Origin of the sequence: Methylotenera sp. (assembly GCF_029946165.1) — a bacterium.
Taxonomy (GTDB): domain Bacteria; phylum Pseudomonadota; class Gammaproteobacteria; order Burkholderiales; family Methylophilaceae; genus Methylotenera.
In genome coordinates this window covers 1-20,941 of the sequence record NZ_JAQSDZ010000016.1, presented here as the reverse complement: position 1 = coordinate 20,941, position 20,941 = coordinate 1, and the positions used below count along the sequence as shown (strand labels likewise).

The window sequence follows — 20,941 nt, the reverse complement described above, 5'->3', positions numbered from 1 at the left end:
CTGGATTTAATTTTAAGTGCGCTTACTGGTTATCTGTAATTTGACCAGTAAGCGCACTTTTTACCTGCAAAGACTCAAAGTAATGAATGATATGTTGCGGAAGCCAATTATTATTGCCCGGGAAGGGTGGACTTATAAATCCAACATGCCCGCCTTCTTCAGTAACTTCTAATGTCACTGAATTAGATACGGATGATTGATCGGGTAGAGACTCAGCAGGGATAAATGGGTCATTTTTTGCGTTAAGAATTAAGGTTGGAACTTTTATATAGGGTAGCCAAGGTTTTGAAGCATTCTTAGCCCAATAGTCGTCCGCATCAACAAACCCATGTAATTTTGCCGTGACTAAAGTATCAAACTCTCGGATGGTCAAAGCTGATTTAATTTTTTTCTCATCCAATAAACCAGGAAATTGGCGCGCCTTTTCAAGGGCTTTTGGACGCATGCTATTAACAAACATAGGCGTGTAAAGCAGGCGATTAAGTCCTTTATCTAATGCTACGCCACATGCCGCTAGGTCAGTTGGCGCAGATACGGCCGCTGCCGATTGAATAATTTCAGCTGCATGTTCACCTGATTCACCTAGCCACTTCAACAGTGCATTGCCACCTAATGAAACGCCAACTGCGTAGACGGGTGCATTGCCCACAGTTTTTTTAACGCGAGTTAATGCCATTTCTATATCGGCACTATCTCCAGCAAAATAGGCGCGTGGTAAACGATTGTTTTCACCTGAGCATCCCCGAAAGTGAACCACCACGCCGCGCCAACCTTTGGCTTGCAAGTGAGCCATTAACGCTAAAGCATAATGGCTTTTAGAACTGCCTTCTAGGCCGTGAAATAACACGACCGTTGGTTTGCTTTCACTATCTATAGCTTTAGCATTGTCATTTTCGGTATCTAACCAATCCACATCCATAAAGTCGCCATCATCTAACTCCCAGCGCTCACGACGATATTTAACTTGTTGTTTAGCCGTGATTACTGCTGGGTAAATAGTCTGCAGATGACCGCTAGGCAGCCAAAATGGCGCTGAATATGCTTCTTCAGCAACACTAGGTGTTGCCATAAATCCAAATATCATCATAAAAGTTAAGCTATATTTGTTCAAGGCGGATTGGCGAGTTAGGTGTGCGACTCAAAAAGACTACGCATTTCTAATAAATAATAAACAGCCATGTTCAGAGCGAATCTCGCGATGAGCGCTGCCAGCTTGGGCAAGGTGATAGTCACCAATACCGCATAAAATGTCTTCGAGCCAAACGTCACCTTCTAACACGATAGCTTCTTCATCAAAATGATGTTCGTGCGCAGGCAAGCAGCTATTCGCCGCCATTTTAACCAATGCTGAGCGACTATCAGACTCTTGCCTTAATATCTTAACTTGCACGCCTTCTGCAATGGTGTGCCAGTCGCCTTGATCGGCAAACATGAAGCGCTGATTAGCTTCAGAAGTCTTAACTCTATTGAATAAGGTTTCTTTCATTCTGCTTGCTACTTCAGGTGCAGGAATGGTGGGTAGTAGGCTTGAAGCTACTGCGCTAACAACAGTGGCATCCAATGCCTCTATAGCACTTAAGTTTTTGTCTTTAGCCATAAAATTAGTCCTCCTGATGCGAGAGTGCGTCTTTTAGTGAGGCTTGCGCACGTTTAATATGGGATTTAACAGAGCCCAATGGTAAGTTGGTTTGTTCAGAAATTTCTTGATGTGTATAGCCTTTAAAAAAAGCGAGCGCAATTAATTGTCTTTGAATGGCAGTAAGCTTTGCCATAGCAATATGTAGCGCAGAATCTTTTTCTAAAGTCAGCATTTTCTCAAGCGTAGGGCATGAAAAATCAGATGCTTCCATTAACTCAATAGGCTCAGGGTGAGATTCAGCTTCGTCTAATTTACGTAATGCATCTAAAGCGCGTGATCGACAAATGAGCATTAACCATGCCATTGGCACGCCTCTGTTTATATCAAACCTGACGGCTTGATGCCAAACCTGCCAGTAAGTGTCGCCTACAACATCTTCAGCTAAGTCATGGCGGCGAGTGATTTTAAGCGCTAGTCCATACACTTTTGATAATGTCATATCATAAAAAGCTTCAAGAGATGACTCGTCTTTTTTCGCCATTCTGCCAATCAAGGTGATCATATCCGATGGCGGCGAAAGGTCGGGCAAATGCGTAGGTGTAACGTACATAAGTTCAACCATGGTGTTTTTAAACAAATTAACTCTCATATAAAGTATTACGCTTCATAAGAGTTTTTGGATGCAATTTTTATATAAAATTGCGATAAGTTATTATTTATGCCTAATTTAACTGTTTCCAAACTTTGCGATAAGCGGCCAATAATTGTTGATGCATTTTGCTGCCTTCCATATTGGCGCCTAAATTGCCTAAGCCAAAATATTGCTCTGCTTGATTTACTAAGCGCTGCGCTTGAGCCAAGGTTTCATTGCCATACATTAGCGTTAGATTGGCTTCAAATAAAGCAGTGTCGCCATTTTCTAACTCTTCTTCAATTTGCACTAAATTGGCAACACAGCGGTAAACTTTAGCGCGTGCAGCTGGAAGCTCGTTGAACTGCGCAATCCAAGCGCAACCATCGAGAATATTGTCTGTGTCGCCTGCGGCTAAAGCGGCTAAGGTTTTAAGTTCACCAGCGCGCAAGTCTACCCAAGTGGTGCCAGCATCCGCACATAATCCAATTAGCGTAGTTACTGGTAGTTCATCTGCTAGATCTAAATCCAGCAACGTTTCTAATAGTTCAGCAGACTCTTCTTGCGTTAAATTTTGTAGTTTCAAGGCAAAAGGGCGCACTAAGTTACCTACCGTATTGTTTTCCCATTCCAATTCTTCAACAGGGTAGATTTCACTCATGCCGGGCACGAAAATGCGGCAAGCATACACGCCTAAATGCATAAAGTCGGCTATGTACATATCGTGGCCGCTGTTATGGATGGTGTTAACGCACCAGTTGTAGTCCTCTTCTGTTGTAGTACCGAAGTTCCAATCGACAAATTCGTAATCTGGCGTGCTGCGTAAGAAGTCCCAGCTAATCACGCCGCTAGAATCTACAAAGTGAATTTCTAAGTTTTGTGAATCAGCGATTTCTTCCATATCAAAACCTGGTGCGACAAAGCCTTTTAAGCTATCTAAGGCGCGGCCTTGTAGTAACTCGGTCAATGCACGCTCCAACGCCACTTCAAAGCGTGGGTGAGCGCCAAAGCTGGCAAAACATCCTTGGTCTTCAGGGTGAAGTAGCGTGACGTTCATCACTGGGTATTTTCCGCCCAATGAGGCGTCTTTTACTAAAATTCCATAACCAGCGTCACGTAAGCCTTTAATACCTTTTGCGATGCGCGGAAAGCGGTTAATTACGGCTTCTGGTACATCTGGCAAGCAAATACCTTCGCGGATGATTTTATACTTAATGTCACGCTCAAAAATTTCTGCCAGTGCTTGTGTGCGAGCTTCCATTAAAGTGTTACCGGCGCTCATGCCGTTACTTACATATAAATTGCCGATTAGGTTAACTGGAAAAAAAACGGTTTTGTCATCACGCAAACGCTTGTATGGAATCGCGCAAATGCCACGTTCTTTATTGCCAGAATTTAAGTCAATCAGTTGGCTGGCAATGGCTGTGCCTTCTGGGTTATAGAATTTTTGTAGCTCAGGTGTAAGCAAGCCAGCAGGCCATTTATCACCCTTGAGGGGGAACCATTGCTCATTTGGATAATGCACAAACTCTTTATTAACAATGGTTTCGCCTAGGTAAAAATGCGTCCAAAAATAGTTGGTGCTTAAACGCTCGAAATATTCGCCCAATGCACTTGCACGAGCCGCTAATTGAGAAGCGCCTTTACCGTTAGTAAATAGGCGAGTGCAGTCGCGATCAATCACATGCACAGACCAAATGCCTTCAATCTCATTCAGCCATGACTTTTCTTCTACTTGAATGCCGAGTGCCTCCAGCTTGCCTTGTAGCGTGCGGATGGATGATTCTAGTGAGGCATCCTTGCTAGGAATAAAGGTTTCTGTGGTGGTTGAGTTGGCAGTCATTTTGAAGGCTCTTAGCTAAAAGTCTACAGAATATCATGCGGAGCTAAAACAGCGAAAATAAGCCGATAAATTGGTTATGTTTTATCAATGTTATCTGGTGATAATGCGCGCCTATATTCTTCGAGTTTAGCTTCGTAGTTTTCTGCGTCCCCAAATTCTAAAAACTTAGGGTATCGTGCATGCGTACTTAAGATTTTTCTTGCATGCTTAATGGGGCAAAAATATTGCTCAGTTCTGGCGATAATTTCACTGATATAAGCCACCATGCCCGTGCCGTAGGCGCAGTATGTGCAATGGAATTTTTCGATGAAGTTTAAATAGCTTAACTGTTGGCGATCAAACATGATGTAATCGCGACGTTTTACCTTTTTGATGCCATAAATTGGAAAGCAAGTGAATTGGTAAAAACTAACAAAAAGGTCTGTGATTAGCAAGGGAACAATCATCGAATAAATGATAGGTCCTGTAATTAAGTTTTGCGGACGGTCTGTGACTAACCAACGAAAAAAATTCCTTTTAAATTTGCGGTGTCTTGCTTTAATAGACTCTTCAAATTCAACCCGCTTACCTTTAATTTGAAAAAACATCGTGGATTGTTGCTCGCTAAGAGCGGTGCGCATTTCATCTTCTAGGGCATTCATTTGCTTAAGTAATAATTGAATGCGCTCGTTCATGTTGATTCCATTAGAATAGATTTTGTGAGCGTAGTATACGGTATCCGCGACTTAGAAACTTAAGTTTACCTAGTATTCGTTTTACTCAACATTTGCAGGTAAAGCTCCTCAACTTTATCGCGTGCCCAAGGTGTTTTACGCAAGAATTTTAGGCTAGATTTAATGCTGGGATCATTGCTAAAGCAATTGACTGGTATATGTTTCGCTAAACCATTCCAGCCATAATAGTTAGCTAAATCAGTCACAATTTTCTCTAAGGTGATGCCATGTAAAGGGTTGTTATGTTGTAAATTAAGCGGTGTGCTCATGTGAACTTTTTATAAAAATTAATCGAGTAAATTCTACTATGTAATTTAAACGCGTATCGGCTAAAAATTATGTAATTTGAGTTTTTGCCACAATATAAATTCACAATATATATTATTCGAACTACGCCTGCCAAACTCCAAAACCTGCGCTGCGTAAATCAATGCCAATTTCAACTTCCATACTTGCAGCTTCATCATATGTCATGGGGTTAAATCCTTCATATAAATCTGGCAGTAAACGTATACCATATTGCTTTACATACCGGTTTGATTGAATGCCAGCTTTATGTTTATCAAAACGTACATCGGGGTCTAAACCTGTCATCCCAACATAAACGCAAGGCTTGCCGCTCATGTAATTGGGATTGCATTTGATGAATTTTGCCTCAAACAGAACATCTTTGGATAACTCAATAACATATACGTTGTGATGGGAGCGGCGTGCCATAGATGATTAAAATGGTTCAGCCTCATTTGTTTCATAGGCATCACGTAACTTAGCGTTAATAGCATCTATGTCATCATCAAAACTCTGGTTTGAAGTGGGTTTATTAGTGTTTGTGGGTTTGGCTACAGATGGAGATGAAACTTGTGTAGGCGAGTTTGTAAACCATTTTTCAAAGGGCGCTGCATCAACGCCTTGCGGAACATACCAGTGTTTTGATTCTGCGTTCCAGCGTGCGCCTAGCGATTTAGCTTGGTCTTTCTCATTGAACGGTACTTTTAGTGCAATATTGCTTGTTGCGGTCATTTTCTTCCTAATTTTTGCATTGCTGCTAGATAATAAATGTGATGAAAAGCAGCATTATAGCTAATTACAAAATAAGGTCATAATAACCACGAGCTAACTTTTGAGTGTTTTAGTTGTTCAGAGTATTCTGCTGATTAAGTTCCGCAGAATGTTTTGTAAGGCACTGCGGACGGCAACGAGGGCGATCTGTAGCTTATGTTACTAGCGTCCTCAATATAAGGCTGAGATAATACTGCAAGAAGCTTTTCTACCACGGTAAAATCACCTGTTTCTGTTGCGCTTAAGGCGGCTTCCACCTGATGATTGCGTGGAATGACTACTGGATTGGTTTTTAACATTAATGTTTTGGCAATTTCAATACTTTCAGTTTGTCTTGATAGCTTGTTAATCCATCGATGATGCCATGTAACGAAGTCAGGTCTGTCTGAATATTCTTCCATGTTCAAGCTTGAATTCGAAATTGAGCCAGAAGTTAAGTTTGAAGTTAAGTCGCGAAAGGTATTGGTATAGTCCATACGATATTTTTTCATAGAATTTAGCAGTTCTTCTACCAACTCAAGGTCGTCAGGCTCTTCTGCTAATAAACCTAACTTAGCACGCATGCCAGTTAACCAATTATGTTGGTATTTATCTGCAAATGCTTTAAGTGCGGTTTCTGCAATTCGTATTGACTCTTCTATATCATGATGTATCAGCGGCAACAATGTTTCAGCAAATCTCGTCAAATTCCATTGTGCGATAGGTGGCTGGTTGCCAAAAGCGTATCGACCTTGCTGGTCAATCGAGCTAAAAACTGTGGCCGGATCGTAATTGTCCAAGAACGCACACGGTCCAAAATCAATGCTTTCACCACAAATAGACATGTTGTCAGTATTCATCACGCCATGAATAAATCCGACCTGCATCCACTGTGCAATGAGCTTAGCTTGATTGTCGATTACAACATTGAGCAGCGATAAGTATTTGTTTTCGTCGTTTACAAGATTTGGAAAATGTCGATCCAATGTGTAATCGGCAAGCGATTTTACAAGCTCTGGGTCGTCATTTGAAACAGCAAACTGAAATGTTCCAACTCGAATGTGACTTGCTGCGATTCGCGTTAGAATTGCGCCCGGCAGCGCACCCTCGCGATACACAAGCTCACCTGTGGAGACCACAGCCAAACTACGCGTAGTGGGTATTCCCAGTGCATGTATCGCTTCACTAATGATATATTCCCTAAGCATTGGACCAAGTGCTGCGCGACCATCGCCACGACGTGAATATGCAGTAACGCCAGCACCTTTAAGCTGAATATCATAGCGATTACCTTCGGGCGTAATATGCTCGCCGAGTAAAACTGCACGGCCATCGCCAAGCATGTTTAAGTGACCAAACTGATGTCCTGCATAAGCCTGCGCGATAGGCTCTGCACCTAGTGGTAGTTTATTGCCAGAAAAAATAGCGCATGCTTCATCACCTAAAAGAGTTTCAGCCTTTAATCCCAGTGAGATCGCTAAAGCTTGATTGAAAAGAACGATTTGTGGCGCTTTAACAGGGGTGGGCTTCTGCTTAACAAAAAAAGTTTTGGCTAATCGGGTGTAGCTATTATCAAAGTTCCAGCCTGATGAAGTTAGGGAATCTTCTTTAGATACTTTTATCGAATCATTCACTTGGGGTAATCCTTACTAATTTACTGGGATATTTAGGAGTGTTGATTTTAACGATTAGTTTCGATGTTGAGGAGCTTTAATTGATTAAAGTATGATTATTTAAAGCTTAAAATAATTCAGCTTGCGCTGCGGGCGGGGCGGCTAAAAGTTCGTCCATATCAATCTCAAAAATACCAAGCTTGCCACGACATGGCAACAGCGCTAAAGGGCGTGCTTGCTCAAATAGAAAGCCAAAGTACTCCTGATGAATTCCACCGAAATGGTTGCGCTGCTGATGACTAATACTTTTAGGGATTGCTCCAGGTCGGCAGCAAAGTACTAGATTAGCAATGCCCACAACACCGCCGTATTCAAGCTTGTCTTTGGCGGGTAATGGAATATCAGTATGTAGCTTTAGGTAGTCGTAATACACTTCGTACAGACCCTTACTCGCGTGAATTAACACTGGGCCGCGGTATGGCGTTCCCCAAGTTCGATCATCCACCAGCAGATATCCGTTTGCAATTAACCACGCATAAGGCTGTTTGAGTGAAAGTGCTTTTGTTATGCCTTTAGGGAGTAGGTTGCTAGTCATAATTGAGCAATGATATGTCTATAGCTTTTGTAAGTCCATGCTAACTTTTAGCATTATTTAAGTTTGATTGTAATAATGAGAATATTCAATTTTTGTCTATAGAATAGAATTACTCTTTTGAAATAAACCTTAAGTCAACAGAAGTAAATCCCATCGCATCTTATATCAATCTCTAATGAGCTAATATTGACATAAGGTTAAGTTTCTTATACAAACTAAGCCAATATAAATTTCCCAAAATAAAGACATTTAATGATATCGCAAACCTCAATGCAAGCCGCTTACTGGCAGTTAATTACCCAACTTGGCTCATCCAGTTTGTTGTTTCCTGTGTTAGCAGTATCAGTGGTTACGTTGTGGATGTCTCAACAAAAAAAAGCCATTTTTTTATGGCTTGCAGCGCTTAGCATCGCAGTCAGTATTACCCTAGTCACTAAAGTGCTTTTTCTCGGTTGGGGAATTGGTATTGCATCAATAGACTTTACAGGCGTTAGTGGTCATAGCTTATTAGCTACTTCTATCTTGCCAATCTTATTTTTTTCAATCGGCGCAAATACGCAAAATAAATTAAAAAATATCGGCTTATGGCTTGGTCTTTTACTTGGCTTTGCCGTAGGCGTATCTCGCATAGTCCTCGGCATGCACAGCATAAGTGAAGTACTCGCAGGCTGGTTTCTAGGCTTAATAGTTTGCTATTTAGCAATATACGCCATAAAAAGTCACCATCAAGGTTTAGCTTATTTGCAATTATTAGCCGTATGTCTACTACTTGCATTCGGATCAACTACACCAAACTATATCCCAGCCCATGATATGTCCGTAAAGCTAGCCCTTTATTTATCTGGACATGACCAGCCATTTACACGCTCTGATTTAAATACAGCACAACCTTCAAAACAGTTTTGATGGTGCTTTTAGGCTTGATTAATTGTAGTTCGCGGCCTACAAAATTAAAAAGCTGCGGATTTGCATCCGCAGCTTTTTAATTTAAGCTTTATCGTAGTTTTTAAGGTTTACCGTAGTCTTTAGGTAAAAACTGTAGACGTTCCCAAGGGAAGCCATTTAACACAGCATAAGTAGGTTTGTTTTCATACAATGCGGGGTAAGGGTCAGGTTTACCTTGTGCAGTATATGTCTTAGGGTTTTGTGCTCGTATAGAAATAGCCCCAGCTTTATCCCAAACTACAAAGCCATATTTTTGAGCAGCTTTAGCTATTACTTTACCAGCTTTGCTCATACTTAAAGCATCCACGTTAACGGTAGGATCAAGTCTAAAACGTTGACCTTCAGCTATGCGGTTAGGTAAACCAGAAGGATTGTAACCATCAGAGCGATTAGCTGGCCAAGAAATGACCCATGAGCTATCGAGATCAACTAGAGCAATGCCAATAGCATGTTTTATTTCACCTCGCGCTAATTCTTCTGCGGTTACCTGCCCGCCAACAAAAGGCAAGCCTGTAGCCGTAGTTCCATAACCTTTTTGGAAAATACCAGCACTAGTCGAGACATTACTAATTTTTCCGCCCCAGCAAGCTGACCAAGTGCCAGTAGTGCTATCTAACTTGGCTTTCCATAACTCCCAATAGGTATTTGTACTGGGTTGATAAATTGCCATTTCTCCATCTGTGCCAGCTGATGGCTGAGCATAGCTTGGTATTGCTACAGCACTTGTCATTGCAGTAAATGTTGAGTCTACGTAGGTCTTATTTTGACAATTGTTGAAACCCACTTTTACACCTTTTACCGTGCTATCAACCGTGTAAACAGGAGCAGCATAATCATAAGTGTTAATTTTTACATTGTTGTAATACTTTACCTTTTGACGTACAAATTCGTTGGTCAACTCCGGAGAGTTAGTAGCAAGCACGACTTCAGTAGGAATAGGTGTGTACCAAAAACTACTATTAGCAAAAACAGCATCCGTTGTTAGGGATGCTGTTGTTGTAGGTTCAGGTGTAGTGGTAGTTGGTGTAGTTGGTGTAGTTGGTGTAGTTGTAGTTGTAGTCGTAGTCGTAGTTGTAGTCGTAGTTGGTGTCGTTGTAGTTGTAGTGGAAGTAGAACCTGAATTTTTCCGCTGGTTTAGTTGAACTGAGGTTGAGCTACATGCAATATCTGAAAAGCTAACCTTGCCATTTTGATCTTTACAGCGATAAATTGAAGCTGCATCAGCCGTCGAATAAATAGATAAAAGTAAAAGGGTAAGCAAATTTACTTTGAATACAGTTTGTTGAGTAAGCATATAATTCTCCTACAATAAAGTTAAGGTAATATCCAAGTATCTTTAAATACAAATTAATTAAGGGAGTGCGATATAGCTTAGTTGGTTAAATAATCTCATTACAAATTATCTGCAATTTGTTTGTTTCTTTGAGTAAATACTTCATTCATTTTTTTTACTTTTAACCCTATAGGGTAATTATGAATAAGTAAATTAACAAAATTCAATATAAATTGTATCAGCGCCGAAACTTTTATTATTCCCCTGATTTACCTTAAATCGACAGTTTTTTGGGAAACTTTAGGGTTTTATAAAAATATTTATGGTTGTTACATGATTTGCTATTTAACATCTTGTTAAACAACCAATTTTTTATAAAATTTAACCATTTATAAACAAAAATTATTTTGCTTTACTTATATACCATCTCTCAGTAAATACACCATTACTTCGTGCAAGCCAGCTTTGAAAGTTAATTTTACGCTTAATTAATTGCAGTTACTTTCCACAAAACTAAAGGGCTGCGCTTTGGCAACTCCAGCCCTTTAGTTTAAAGTTAATAGTAGTTTTTTAAGGTTTACCGTAGTCTTTAGGTAAAAACTGTAACCGTTCCCAAGGGAAGCCATTTAACACAGCATAAGTAGGTTTGTTTTCATACAATGCGGGGTAAGGGTCAGGTTTACCTTGTGCAGTATATGTCTTAGGGTTTTGTGCTCGTATAGAAATAGCCCCAGCTTTATCCCAAACTACAAAGCCATATTTTTGAGCAGCTTTAGCTATTACTTTACCAGCTTTGCTCATACTTAAAGCATCCACGTTAACGGTAGGATCAAGTCTAAAACGTTGACCTTCAGCTATGCGGTTAGGTAAACCAGAAGGATTGTAACCATCAGAGCGATTAGCTGGCCAAGAAATGACCCATGAGCTATCGAGATCAACTAGAGCAATGCCAATAGCATGTTTTATTTCACCTCGCGCTAATTCTTCTGCGGTTACCTGCCCGCCAACAAAAGGCAAGCCTGTAGCCGTAGTTCCATAACCTTTTTGGAAAATACCAGCACTAGTCGAGACATTACTAATTTTTCCGCCCCAGCAAGCTGACCAAGTGCCAGTAGTGCTATCTAACTTGGCTTTCCATAACTCCCAATAGGTATTTGTACTGGGTTGATAAATTGCCATTTCTCCATCTGTGCCAGCTGATGGCTGAGCATAGCTTGGTATTGCTACAGCACTTGTCATTGCAGTAAATGTTGAGTCTACGTAGGTCTTATTTTGACAATTGTTGAAACCCACTTTTACACCTTTTACCGTGCTATCAACCGTGTAAACAGGAGCAGCATAATCATAAGTGTTAATTTTTACATTGTTGTAATACTTTACCTTTTGACGTACAAATTCCTTGGTCAACTCTGGAGAGTTAGTAGCAAGCGCGACTTCAGTAGGGATAGGTGTGTACCAAAAACTAGTTTTAGCAAAAACTGTAGGAGAGGTAATTGAGGTGGTACTTGTTGAAGTGGGCAACGGCGATAATAAGGTATTGGGCGCAATAGTCGTGGTTGTCGTGGTTGTCGTGGTTGTCGTGGTTGTAGTGGTTTTTGAAGGATAAATGTTTGTATAGGTGCCCATCACGCGATGATAAACTTCCGTGGTCGGTGCCTTACAGGGGTTGAAAGCATAGCCCATATTACCATTTGGATCTTTGCAGGCGTATAGTGTTGTTGCATAAGCCGTCGAATGAGCGGATAAAAGTAAAAGGGAAATCAAATTTACTTTGAGAATAGAGTGTTGAGTTAACATATAATTTTCCTACAGTTAAGCTATGTTATTTAGCAGAATATCTTTATCAATACAACATGATAGATGAGCAATATAACCTAGTTAGTTAAATAATCTTATTACAAATTTTTCTACAATTAACCTGTTTATTGTGTTAAGAGGCATTCAACTTTTTTCACTTTTTCAATCGTTTAGTCTAGTCAGTGATAAGTGTTTAACCCAAGTATTAAGATGAATTGCGAAAACGCCGAATTTTTTATTTTTTCCCTGTTAAGTTAATGACGTCAGTTTTCTGGTTAACTTAAGGGTGCAATATAAATTATTATTGACTAGAAGTATATTTGCTGTTAAACGGCTGTGTAAAGCCAACTAATCTAGAAATAGCAAACAAGAATTAGCAATATTATTTCTTTGTTTTGTGTATATTACATCGTTCGGTCAAATACACTATCACTTCATGTAAGTTTTCATCTGAGCTATCAAGTAGGTAGGGTGCGGCTTCATCGATAAATTCATCCCATAATGACGTGAGTTGCTTTACATCATCATGTGGCGCTGCCTTAATGAGATTAAGCACTTCGTTTTGTAAAAGCCCATGTTCACGGATATTTAAAACCGCTTTTTTAGCTTCGAAGACTTTTAGCTTGGTTTTACGCTCTATGCCGGCTGCCACACAGAGAAATAAAGTGAGAAGTAACAAATCTTCATTATCGGCACTTGTATCAATGTCACCAGTAAGTGCAACCCATTCTCCTGCAAGCCTTTTGTCGAACCGACTGACTTCATTTAACTGATCCGGTATGTAGAAATATTTACTGCCTGTGAGATGATGTAACACTGAATCTAAGCCAATTGAATCATTAACTATCTTAGGTATATCTTCATTTTGAATGCTTTGGAGGATAGTTTTGATAGTAATCTGAAACTGTTCTGGCACATCTTCTAAGAACTTGTTTGATTGTGTCACATCCCCTAGAAGTGCCCATTCTCTGCGAATTGAGCTGAAAATCTCAAATAAAACAGTTTCATCAGGAAATTTGGTTCTTTTTGACAAAGCTTTTTTTGTGCCATACGTTAAAAATAAAATCGAAGTACGAATAACATGTTCCACAGGAGCATGTGTCACGCTTAATTCCTTGGTACTCGCCCCGAGTTTTTTGACTAACCAAGTAGCTAAATTAATATGGTGTTTATAGTGTTCACATTCTTTAAACGATTGCCTATATTTAATTACAGACAATTCTTTATTTAAGCCTTTTTTTAGAAAATCACGCTCGTTTTCAAGCCTAATTGAGCCAAAGTGTTCATCTTCAGGCAAATTGTATAGCGCTTTGAGCATTTGGGATCCACCACGAGAGAGTGCTCGAAATGGTTTATCTTTCAAAAGTTGTGCGGCTTTATCTAGCTCACCATCAGTCGCATCTTCAAGATATAAACTTACCAGACTCACCATGCGCTTCATGGAAGTTTCTAGATTTTTTCTCAGATGAATAGATTCATCAAAATACTCAGCAATTTGTAACGAACCAGTTGCCGCATCATTGATTATTTCGACTAATCTAGCTTGATCGATAACGTTGTTCTGAACAGCATACTTTAGCGCCTTTTCAAAGAAGGGCGCATTGTCATAAGCGGCAACAGAATGTATTTTTTGGGCGGATGCCATATAAATTTATTATCGATGCATAAGCTGAGTGAGTAAATTCTGTTTAAATTGCAGAATCTTCCTCCTCATCATCTTTAACGTCTTTTTCCTCAGTAGTGGGGTTGTCTTCGATTTCGTCCTCATCTTCTTCACTAGTGAGAGTAATTTCAGCGATCACTCGCTCCTGGAGTTTGGCTTTTAATAAGACTAGGACGATATTATAAATGTCTTCATGTTCATGACGTAGTAACCATGTGAGTTCTTTCCAGTCATGGTCGCTAATTTCTGAGCGTGAGATATCATCAGTTTCAAGCGCGGCAAATGTTTCACCTATCACTTCCTCTGCACGATCTGATAAGTAGTCAACGAATGTTTCATAACCAAACTCAAGCTCGGCGATAGCTTCAATAAATTCATTCGCATCAGCATCTTCACGGAAAATGACTGCGTTCATCATTCCACGAAGTTGTTCGTGCGACATATCTTTATAGAGGCGTTCTAAAACAACAACGCGTGCAAATTGCTCAGGAGTAATTAGTAAATTCAATAATGATTGTTTAGAAGAGTCATATTCACGAATGACAGCTAATAAATCCTTTGATGGAATATCATCAAGCACCTCGATCAAAGCATGATCGCCCTCAGTTTCAACTAGGGCGGTGAGTAAAGCCTCGGCTCTGACTATGTCGCCTGACTGAATAAGGTTAGTTGCTTCTACAACGACTAAATGTGTCATTTTTATCCTATTGTATTGACTAAAATTTATCGTGAGTGAATCTAATGGCTGTCGAAACCATGTTCAGATAACCATTCGCCGCCAGACTCAGCAAGGTCGTCAGACTCTTCAGTTTCCATTTCTTCAATGGCATCTTCACTAATCTCATAAAGCGCATAGAGGTGTTCTAGCATCACGGTAGTTAATAAAAAATGCTCACCACCAGCTTCAACTTTTAACTTATCAATGATACTGGTTGCCCAAGGCTGAAACTCAACACTGGAGGATATATCATTCCATGCTGGAAACATAGCAGGCTCTTTATCGATATAAGTCATGACAGTTTTTGGTTTTTTTATCACAACACTTTTGTGAAAAATAACCGCCATCATCTCTGGGTTAGTCTTCATCATAGGCATTAAGTCAGGTATTTGCGTGCGTTTTTCTTTAAGGCGTTCCGCTAGCACATCCTCACCACCAGAGTCAGTTTTAAAATCATTAATATCAGCTACATAAGTAGCCATTAAGTCAGTAAAGTAGCGCGATATTCTCATTGTTTTAATATTCCATCTATGTAGTACTGCCAAATTTCATGTGCGGTGTCTATTGGACTATCCAATAAACTACGCCTGCGGTTTTCGTCGTAGGTTTTTCTTTTTTCGGTATCGGAAAGTATTTCGTAAGCTTCCTGCACTAGTCTAAATTTTGCAGGAGCATCGCTCGCCGAGTTTTTATCAGGATGGTATTGAGACGCCAGCTTACGGTAGGTGGATTTTATGTCAGCTAAGGTCGCATTAGCGCTAAGGCCTAAAACTTCGTAGTAATTTTTCAATTTTATCCACCAAATTTAGATGAGCTAACAAAGCCATTTGTATGTGTAGCTTAGTAATTTAGAGCTAAAACGAAAAAGCCCCACATTGCTATAGGGCTTTTTCTTGTATTTGGCTCCTCGACCTGGGCTCGAACCAGGGACACACGGATTAACAGTCCGTTGCTCTACCGACTGAGCTATCGAGGAATATTCGATGTTTTTTTATTCGATAAAAAAGCACCCTGAGATGAGTGCTTTTTTATATATATTTGGCTCCTCGACCTGGGCTCGAACCAGGGACACACGGATTAACAGTCCGTTGCTCTACCGACTGAGCTATCGAGGAATATTCGGTTTTCTTGCTACTTCTACTTCTTCACAAACCGTTGATTTTGTGAAGCCGCTATATTAATGACTTAGCGGTACTTGGTCAATGTCAAAATGCTTTTTTTTAAATATTGAGTGCTTTTTCAATTCTATCTAGCGCATTGCTTAGATTTTCCATAGAAGTGGCGAACGAAATACGGAAATAACCTTCAGCACCAAAGGCTGAACCTGGCACCACAGCCACGTCAAATTCCTCAAGTAGGTATTCAGCTAATGCCATATCGGTAGCTGCTTTAATTTTTCCAGCTTTGAATAAGTTGTCAATTGCGCCACGTGCATCAGGGAATGCATAAAAAGCGCCGCCAGCCATTAAACAACTTAAGCCTGGCATTGTATTGAAACGGTTAACCACGTAAGTATGGCGCTCTTTAAATGCAGTGACCATTGGCGTGATGCAGTCCTGTGAGCCCTCAAGTGCAACTTGCGCAGCCACTTGAGAGATGGAGGTTGCATTGCTGGTAGATTGCGATTGTAAAATCTCCATCGCTTTAATGATATAAGCAGGACCTGCAGCATAACCGATGCGCCAGCCTGTCATTGAATAAGCTTTAGAAACGCCGTTAAGTACGATGCAGCGGTCTTTTAGGGCAGGGGTAGCATTTAGAATATTGTAAAACTTGTCGCCAGTTAAATTAACATGCTCATACATATCGTCTGTTGCTACTAATACATGCGGATGTTTAAGTAGCACTTCGCCCAAAGCTTTCAATTCTTCTAATGAATAAACCGCGCCAGTTGGGTTGGACGGTGAGTTAATCATGAAGATTTTAGTTTTGGGGGTAATTGCCGCTTCTAATTGCGCCGGTAATAATTTAAAGCCTTGCTCAATACCACACTCGATAATGACAGGCGTTGCTTCAGCAATTAAGGCAATGTCTGCGTAAGACACCCAGTAAGGTGCGGGAACAATGACTTCATCACCTTTATTTAGCACGGCGAGACATAAATTAAATATAGTTTGTTTGCCGCCAACACCCACAATGACTTCATTTAACGCATAGTCAAAACCGTTTTCATTTTTGAATTTGTTAACAATCGCTTTTTTCAAGCCTGGAATACCTGCCACCGGTGTGTATTTAGTGAAGCCATTATCAATCGCCGTTTTTGCCGCATCTTTAATGTGTTGTGGAGTATCAAAGTCTGGCTCTCCCGCCGCTAAACCAATAATAGGGCGACCTTCAGCTTTGTATTTTCCCGCTTTTGCAGTAATCGCTAGCGTAGGAGATTCTTTGATTGATTGAACACGTTTAGATAAAACGGATGCCTGATGAGCTGCAGATGACAAAATATGCTTCCTTAACACAAATTTTTGCAATTAATTGAATGGGCGCTATTTTACGCATAAAAATGTGCTTTAGGAATGATTTATCTTGAGTTATCACGTAGTTGCAGAAAGATTGTCTATAAGGAAAGTTTTTAATTAATAGGCGTTTGAATGTAATTCCTCTAAACACTTTAAAAGCTTCAGTCAGTTTAGTTAACACTCCGTCTTGCAACCTAGCATTTGGCTGTATTCTTGAGCCAAATCTTTACTGATATTGGCAATAGCGACATTAATATCACGCACCGTTGCTGTATCTCCAGTGGATTGAGCTATAGCGCCTAATCTGAATAAGGAGTCAGTATTAGAAGCATCAAGCGCGACAGATTTTTTATATGACACTTTGGCCTCATCGGTTTTTTCCATATTCTCTTGTGCTTTACCTAACTCATACCATGCGTCAGAATTTTTAGGATCGATATCAATCCAATTATGTGCGACTTTTGCAAGCTTAGGCCAATCCTGATTAATTTCGGGAAGTGCAATTTGCATAAAGAATGGTTTTTTATCGTCATCTTCCTCCCAAAATGCTTTGCCTATAATAGGGAATGTGGTTTCTACTGGTAGCTTTTCAATGTCAGCTAACCACTCGATGGGTAGCGAATAAAAGTAAGCAGTTCTACCCGGTGTTTTAAACGTGTTAATGCCTAGCAGATTTCCTTCTGTATCGAAAATGCCACTTCCGCTAGCACCCATGCGAAAAGCCGCACTACTTCTAATGACACGGCCACCTTCAAAAATATAACTCGCGTTAATAATGCCCGCTGAAGTCAATGGTGAAGGCGCGCCATTTGAGTGACCAATAGAGATGATTTCTTGCCCACGTTTCAAATCGTGGTTCTTAACGATATTGGCAGGTTTAAATGGTAAGTTAACCGTTGTCACTAAACATAAATCATGCCATCTGTCTGCTTGTACAGAAATAATGTCATAGGTATCCTCACCACGCGCTACCCAAGGTTGTTTTGTGCTGCGAAGAATATGGCAATTTGTCATGACCTTATTTTGAGCAACAACAACACCAGACCCGTAAGATAAGCCGCCTGTGTCGTTATAACCACGCACCATCACTACTGTTTGCAATGCGCTTAGCACTTTTAGTTGGTCAATTGCGAAAACGTTTTGTGTAAAAGCCAATAAAGCTGCAAGTAGCACGAGTCTCGGTGTGAGTCTAGGCATAATAATTCCCAATCATGACTTAGTTTAATTTTGGATGGTTAACTTTAATACGAGTTACATAGCTTTTTGGATGCAACCGTTTGTTTAATGACTGCAATATTCTTGCAAAGTTCTCAATGAGTCACATGCTAATTATTAGCAATTATCATTAAATATACTGTTAAAATAAAACGTTACATTCAATGAAGAGCAATGTGTTCGTTACTTTCCCTAATAGTAAATATCAATTAAACCAGCCATTTCCGCCAGCTGGCGACCAGCCGCAAGCAATCGATAAGTTAACGCAAGGTATTGATGATGGGCTGAAGTTTCAAACTTTGCTCGGTGTAACTGGCTCTGGTAAAACTTACACAATGGCTAATGTGATTGCTCGCACGGGTCGCCCAGCTATTGTGATGGCGCCAAATAAAACCTTGGCCGCACAGCTGTATAGCGAGTTTAGAGAGTTTTTCCCGAATAACTCTGTTGAATACTTCGTTTCTTATTACGATTATTATCAGCCAGAAGCTTATGTGCCTTCGCGTGATTTGTTTATTGAAAAAGATTCCAGTATTAATGAGCATATCGAACAAATGCGGCTTTCAGCCACTAAGGCATTGTTGGAGCGTGAAGACAGCATTATCGTCGCGACGGTTTCAGCGATATACGGTATCGGCGACCCAACTGACTATCACGGCATGGTGTTGCACTTACAGCAGGGCGAGAAAATACCGCAGCGCGATATGATTGCGCGTTTAGTAGGCATGCAATACGACCGTAACGAGTTTGATTTCTCGCGCGGTACTTTCAGAGTGCGTGGCGATGTGATTGATGTATTCCCTGCGGAAAACAACGAAACCGCCGTGCGCATCTCAATGTTTGATGACGAAATTGAGTCCATTACTTTGTTTGACCCACTCACTGGGCAAATTTTTAACAAGATTCCACGCTATACCGTTTATCCTTCTAGCCATTACGTCACACCGCGTGAAACTACCATTCGTGCGATGGAAAAAATCAAACACGAACTTAAAGACCGTGTGGACTTTTATATTAAAACGGGCAAGCTAGTCGAAGCCGCGCGCATTGAACAGCGCACACGCTTTGACCTTGAAATGTTAAACGAGATTGGCTTCTGTAAAGGCATTGAAAACTATTCACGTCATTTATCAGGCGGCAACCCAGGTGATCCGCCACCCACCTTAATTGATTATTTGCCAGATAATGCGCTGATGATTATTGATGAAAGCCACGTCACGGTGCCACAAATTGGCGCTATGTATAAAGGTGACCGTTCACGTAAAGAAAATCTAGTCGATTACGGCTGGCGTTTACCTTCTGCGCTAGATAATCGCCCGCTAAAATTTGAAGAGTTTGAGCGAATAATGCGCCAGTGCGTTTTTGTATCTGCCACACCTTCAGAATATGAAGCCAATCATCAGCAACAAGTCGTTGAAATGATTGCGCGACCAACAGGTTTAGTCGACCCACAAATTACCGTTAAACCCGCCGATACGCAGGTAGATGACTTACTCGGCGAAATTAAACTCCGCGTAGCCGTTGGCGAGCGCGTGCTAGCAACCACGCTGACCAAGCGCATGTCCGAAGATTTAACCGACTATTTAAGTGAGCATGGCGTAAAAGTGCGTTATTTGCATAGCGATATTGATACGGTAGAGCGCGTTGAAATTATTCGCGATTTGCGCCTTGGCGAGTTTGATGTGCTGGTTGGCATTAACTTATTACGCGAAGGTTTGGATATTCCAGAGGTGTCATTAGTTGCGGTGTTAGATGCCGATAAAGAAGGCTTCTTACGCTCAGAACGCAGCTTAATTCAAACGGCAGGTCGCGCAGCCCGTAACTTAAACGGCCAAGTGATATTTTATGCCAATAAAATCACCCGTAGCATGAAAGCTGCCATGGATGAAACGGAAAGAAGAAGAGGGGTTCAGCTCGCTTTTAATGAGGCTAATGGCATCGTTCCTAGAGGAATTTCAAAACGCATCAAAGACATTATCGATGGCGTGTATGATAAAGACGAAGCGCTACGTGAGCGTAAAGTGCTACAAGATCAAGCGAACTACGAATCGTTAAGCGAAAAACAAATCGCCAAAGAAATGAAGCGCTTAGAAAAAGCCATGCACGACGCCGCTAAAAACCTTGAGTTTGAAAAAGCAGCAGATTTTAGAGATCAGTTGAAAAAGCTTAGGGTTAAGTTTTATGGAGCGGAGATGCCAGATTTAATTGAGTAATGGCTAATTATCGGCGTGCATGGTGTTTGGGTGGCACCTATTTCTTTACCATCAATTTGTTACAACGTAAAAATAATACATTGCTAACAAGCAATATTGAGCATTTACGCGCTGTTATCAAAAATGTACGGCAATCTCACCCGTTTATTATTCATAGTTGGGTGGTGTTGCCAGATCATATGCATTGCATGATTGAGTTACCTCAAGGCGATAGTAACTTTGCCTTACGCTTGAGGTTGATTAAAAGCAACTTTTCTAAAGGTATTCCTAAAACAGAACGGCTTATCGCAGTGCGCAAGGCAAGGGGTGAGCGGGGTATATGGCAACGTCGATATTGGGAACATTTAATTAGAGATGAAGCCGATTATGCCGCACACATGCATTATGTACACATCAACCCATTAAAGCATGGCTTAGTAAATGCGGTTAAAGATTGGCCATACTCAATATTTCATCGTTTAGTAGCGCAGGGCGTTTACCCATTAGATTGGGCAGGTAGTGGTGAGTTATTGATAGATTATGAGGAAAGTTAGCACCATTAATACCTTGTAGGGTGACAATAAGCAAAGCGCATTGCACCAAAGTGAATTCTCATGCGGCGCAATACGCAAGCTATTGCGCCCTTGTATTATAACTCTCGTGTAAT

Annotated in this window: 21 protein-coding genes and 2 tRNA genes; 3 read left to right on the top strand and 20 right to left on the bottom strand. The window is 40.7% G+C overall.

The annotated features are described in order from the left end of the window. Positions 1-22: 22 nt before the first annotated feature. The 10 genes from PSV17_RS08750 to PSV17_RS08705 form a co-directional block, all read right to left on the bottom strand. Positions 23-1,087 (bottom strand): hydrolase, encoded by a 1,065-nt coding sequence (locus PSV17_RS08750; RefSeq protein ID WP_300481643.1) that lies wholly within the window; start codon positions 1,085-1,087, stop codon positions 23-25. 60 nt (positions 1,088-1,147) lie between these two features. Beyond that, positions 1,148-1,597, bottom strand: a complete 450-nt coding sequence (locus tag PSV17_RS08745; protein ID WP_300481642.1) for a cupin domain-containing protein — start codon at positions 1,595-1,597, stop codon at positions 1,148-1,150. Between the two features lie 4 nt (positions 1,598-1,601). Further along, positions 1,602-2,216, bottom strand: a complete 615-nt coding sequence (locus PSV17_RS08740) for a sigma-70 family RNA polymerase sigma factor (protein ID WP_300481641.1) — start codon at positions 2,214-2,216, stop codon at positions 1,602-1,604. Positions 2,217-2,301: 85 nt separating this feature from the next. Then, positions 2,302-4,053 carry a 30S ribosomal protein S12 methylthiotransferase accessory factor YcaO gene (gene ycaO / locus PSV17_RS08735; protein ID WP_300481639.1) on the bottom strand — a complete coding sequence of 584 codons (1,752 nt, stop codon included), beginning with the start codon at positions 4,051-4,053 and terminating at the stop codon, positions 2,302-2,304. A 74-nt stretch (positions 4,054-4,127) separates the two neighbouring features. Next, positions 4,128-4,727 carry a hypothetical protein gene (locus PSV17_RS08730; RefSeq protein WP_300481638.1) on the bottom strand — a complete coding sequence of 200 codons (600 nt, stop codon included), beginning with the start codon at positions 4,725-4,727 and terminating at the stop codon, positions 4,128-4,130. Positions 4,728-4,792: 65 nt separating this feature from the next. Beyond that, positions 4,793-5,035 (bottom strand): VF530 family protein, encoded by a 243-nt coding sequence (locus tag PSV17_RS08725; protein WP_300481637.1) that lies wholly within the window; start codon positions 5,033-5,035, stop codon positions 4,793-4,795. A gap of 121 nt (positions 5,036-5,156) precedes the next feature. After that, entirely contained in the window at positions 5,157-5,483 is a 327-nt protein-coding gene (locus PSV17_RS08720; protein ID WP_300481635.1) for a hypothetical protein, read from the bottom strand. A gap of 6 nt (positions 5,484-5,489) precedes the next feature. Next, entirely contained in the window at positions 5,490-5,786 is a 297-nt protein-coding gene (locus PSV17_RS08715) for a DUF5710 domain-containing protein (protein ID WP_300481632.1), read from the bottom strand. Between the two features lie 134 nt (positions 5,787-5,920). Further along, entirely contained in the window at positions 5,921-7,438 is a 1,518-nt protein-coding gene (locus PSV17_RS08710) for a protein adenylyltransferase SelO family protein (protein ID WP_300481629.1), read from the bottom strand. Between the two features lie 106 nt (positions 7,439-7,544). Further along, on the bottom strand, positions 7,545-8,012 hold the full coding sequence (locus tag PSV17_RS08705) for a hypothetical protein (protein ID WP_300481628.1): 468 nt from the start codon (positions 8,010-8,012) through the stop codon (positions 7,545-7,547). 252 nt (positions 8,013-8,264) lie between these two features. On the opposite strand from PSV17_RS08705, the gene PSV17_RS08700 reads away from it, so the two are divergent. After that, positions 8,265-8,918: a phosphatase PAP2 family protein gene (locus tag PSV17_RS08700; RefSeq protein WP_300481626.1), complete on the top strand. Its 654-nt coding sequence runs from the start codon at positions 8,265-8,267 to the stop codon at positions 8,916-8,918. A 100-nt stretch (positions 8,919-9,018) separates the two neighbouring features. On the opposite strand, the gene PSV17_RS08695 is transcribed toward PSV17_RS08700, so the two are convergent. The 10 genes from PSV17_RS08695 to PSV17_RS08650 all read right to left on the bottom strand — a co-directional run bounded on the left by PSV17_RS08695 (position 9,019) and on the right by PSV17_RS08650 (position 18,064). Beyond that, positions 9,019-10,251: a DUF4124 domain-containing protein gene (locus tag PSV17_RS08695; RefSeq protein ID WP_300481624.1), complete on the bottom strand. Its 1,233-nt coding sequence runs from the start codon at positions 10,249-10,251 to the stop codon at positions 9,019-9,021. 549 nt (positions 10,252-10,800) lie between these two features. After that, positions 10,801-12,027 (bottom strand): DUF4124 domain-containing protein, encoded by a 1,227-nt coding sequence (locus PSV17_RS08690; RefSeq protein WP_300481622.1) that lies wholly within the window; start codon positions 12,025-12,027, stop codon positions 10,801-10,803. A gap of 382 nt (positions 12,028-12,409) precedes the next feature. Then, complete coding sequence (locus PSV17_RS08685; protein WP_300481621.1) at positions 12,410-13,672, bottom strand: hypothetical protein; 1,263 nt, start codon at positions 13,670-13,672, stop codon at positions 12,410-12,412. Between the two features lie 43 nt (positions 13,673-13,715). Continuing rightward, on the bottom strand, positions 13,716-14,387 hold the full coding sequence (locus PSV17_RS08680; RefSeq protein ID WP_300481619.1) for a hypothetical protein: 672 nt from the start codon (positions 14,385-14,387) through the stop codon (positions 13,716-13,718). Positions 14,388-14,428: 41 nt separating this feature from the next. Continuing rightward, the gene (locus tag PSV17_RS08675) at positions 14,429-14,920 is read right to left on the bottom strand and encodes a hypothetical protein (RefSeq protein ID WP_300481617.1); all 492 of its coding nucleotides are present in this window, start codon (positions 14,918-14,920) and stop codon (positions 14,429-14,431) included. Then, a complete protein-coding gene (locus PSV17_RS08670; RefSeq protein WP_300481615.1) occupies positions 14,917-15,198 on the bottom strand; it encodes a DnaJ domain-containing protein in 282 nt (93 codons plus the stop codon). The genes PSV17_RS08675 and PSV17_RS08670 overlap by 4 nt, the downstream gene beginning before the upstream one ends. 110 nt (positions 15,199-15,308) lie before the next feature. Next, positions 15,309-15,384, bottom strand: a tRNA-Asn gene (locus tag PSV17_RS08665). A gap of 63 nt (positions 15,385-15,447) precedes the next feature. Next, a tRNA-Asn gene (locus PSV17_RS08660) sits at positions 15,448-15,523 on the bottom strand. A gap of 105 nt (positions 15,524-15,628) precedes the next feature. Beyond that, on the bottom strand, positions 15,629-16,849 hold the full coding sequence (locus PSV17_RS08655) for a pyridoxal phosphate-dependent aminotransferase (RefSeq protein ID WP_300481613.1): 1,221 nt from the start codon (positions 16,847-16,849) through the stop codon (positions 15,629-15,631). 192 nt (positions 16,850-17,041) lie between these two features. Further along, positions 17,042-18,064: a trypsin-like peptidase domain-containing protein gene (locus PSV17_RS08650; protein ID WP_300481610.1), complete on the bottom strand. Its 1,023-nt coding sequence runs from the start codon at positions 18,062-18,064 to the stop codon at positions 17,042-17,044. Positions 18,065-18,258: 194 nt separating this feature from the next. Between PSV17_RS08650 and uvrB the strand changes: the two genes are divergently transcribed. Together uvrB and PSV17_RS08640 are read left to right on the top strand one after the other, a co-directional pair. Further along, positions 18,259-20,295, top strand: coding sequence for an excinuclease ABC subunit UvrB (uvrB, locus tag PSV17_RS08645; RefSeq protein ID WP_300481608.1), 2,037 nt, complete (start codon positions 18,259-18,261; stop codon positions 20,293-20,295). Then, positions 20,295-20,828 carry a transposase gene (locus PSV17_RS08640; RefSeq protein WP_300481605.1) on the top strand — a complete coding sequence of 178 codons (534 nt, stop codon included), beginning with the start codon at positions 20,295-20,297 and terminating at the stop codon, positions 20,826-20,828. Before uvrB ends, PSV17_RS08640 begins: the two co-directional genes overlap by 1 nt. Positions 20,829-20,941 lie beyond the last annotated feature (113 nt).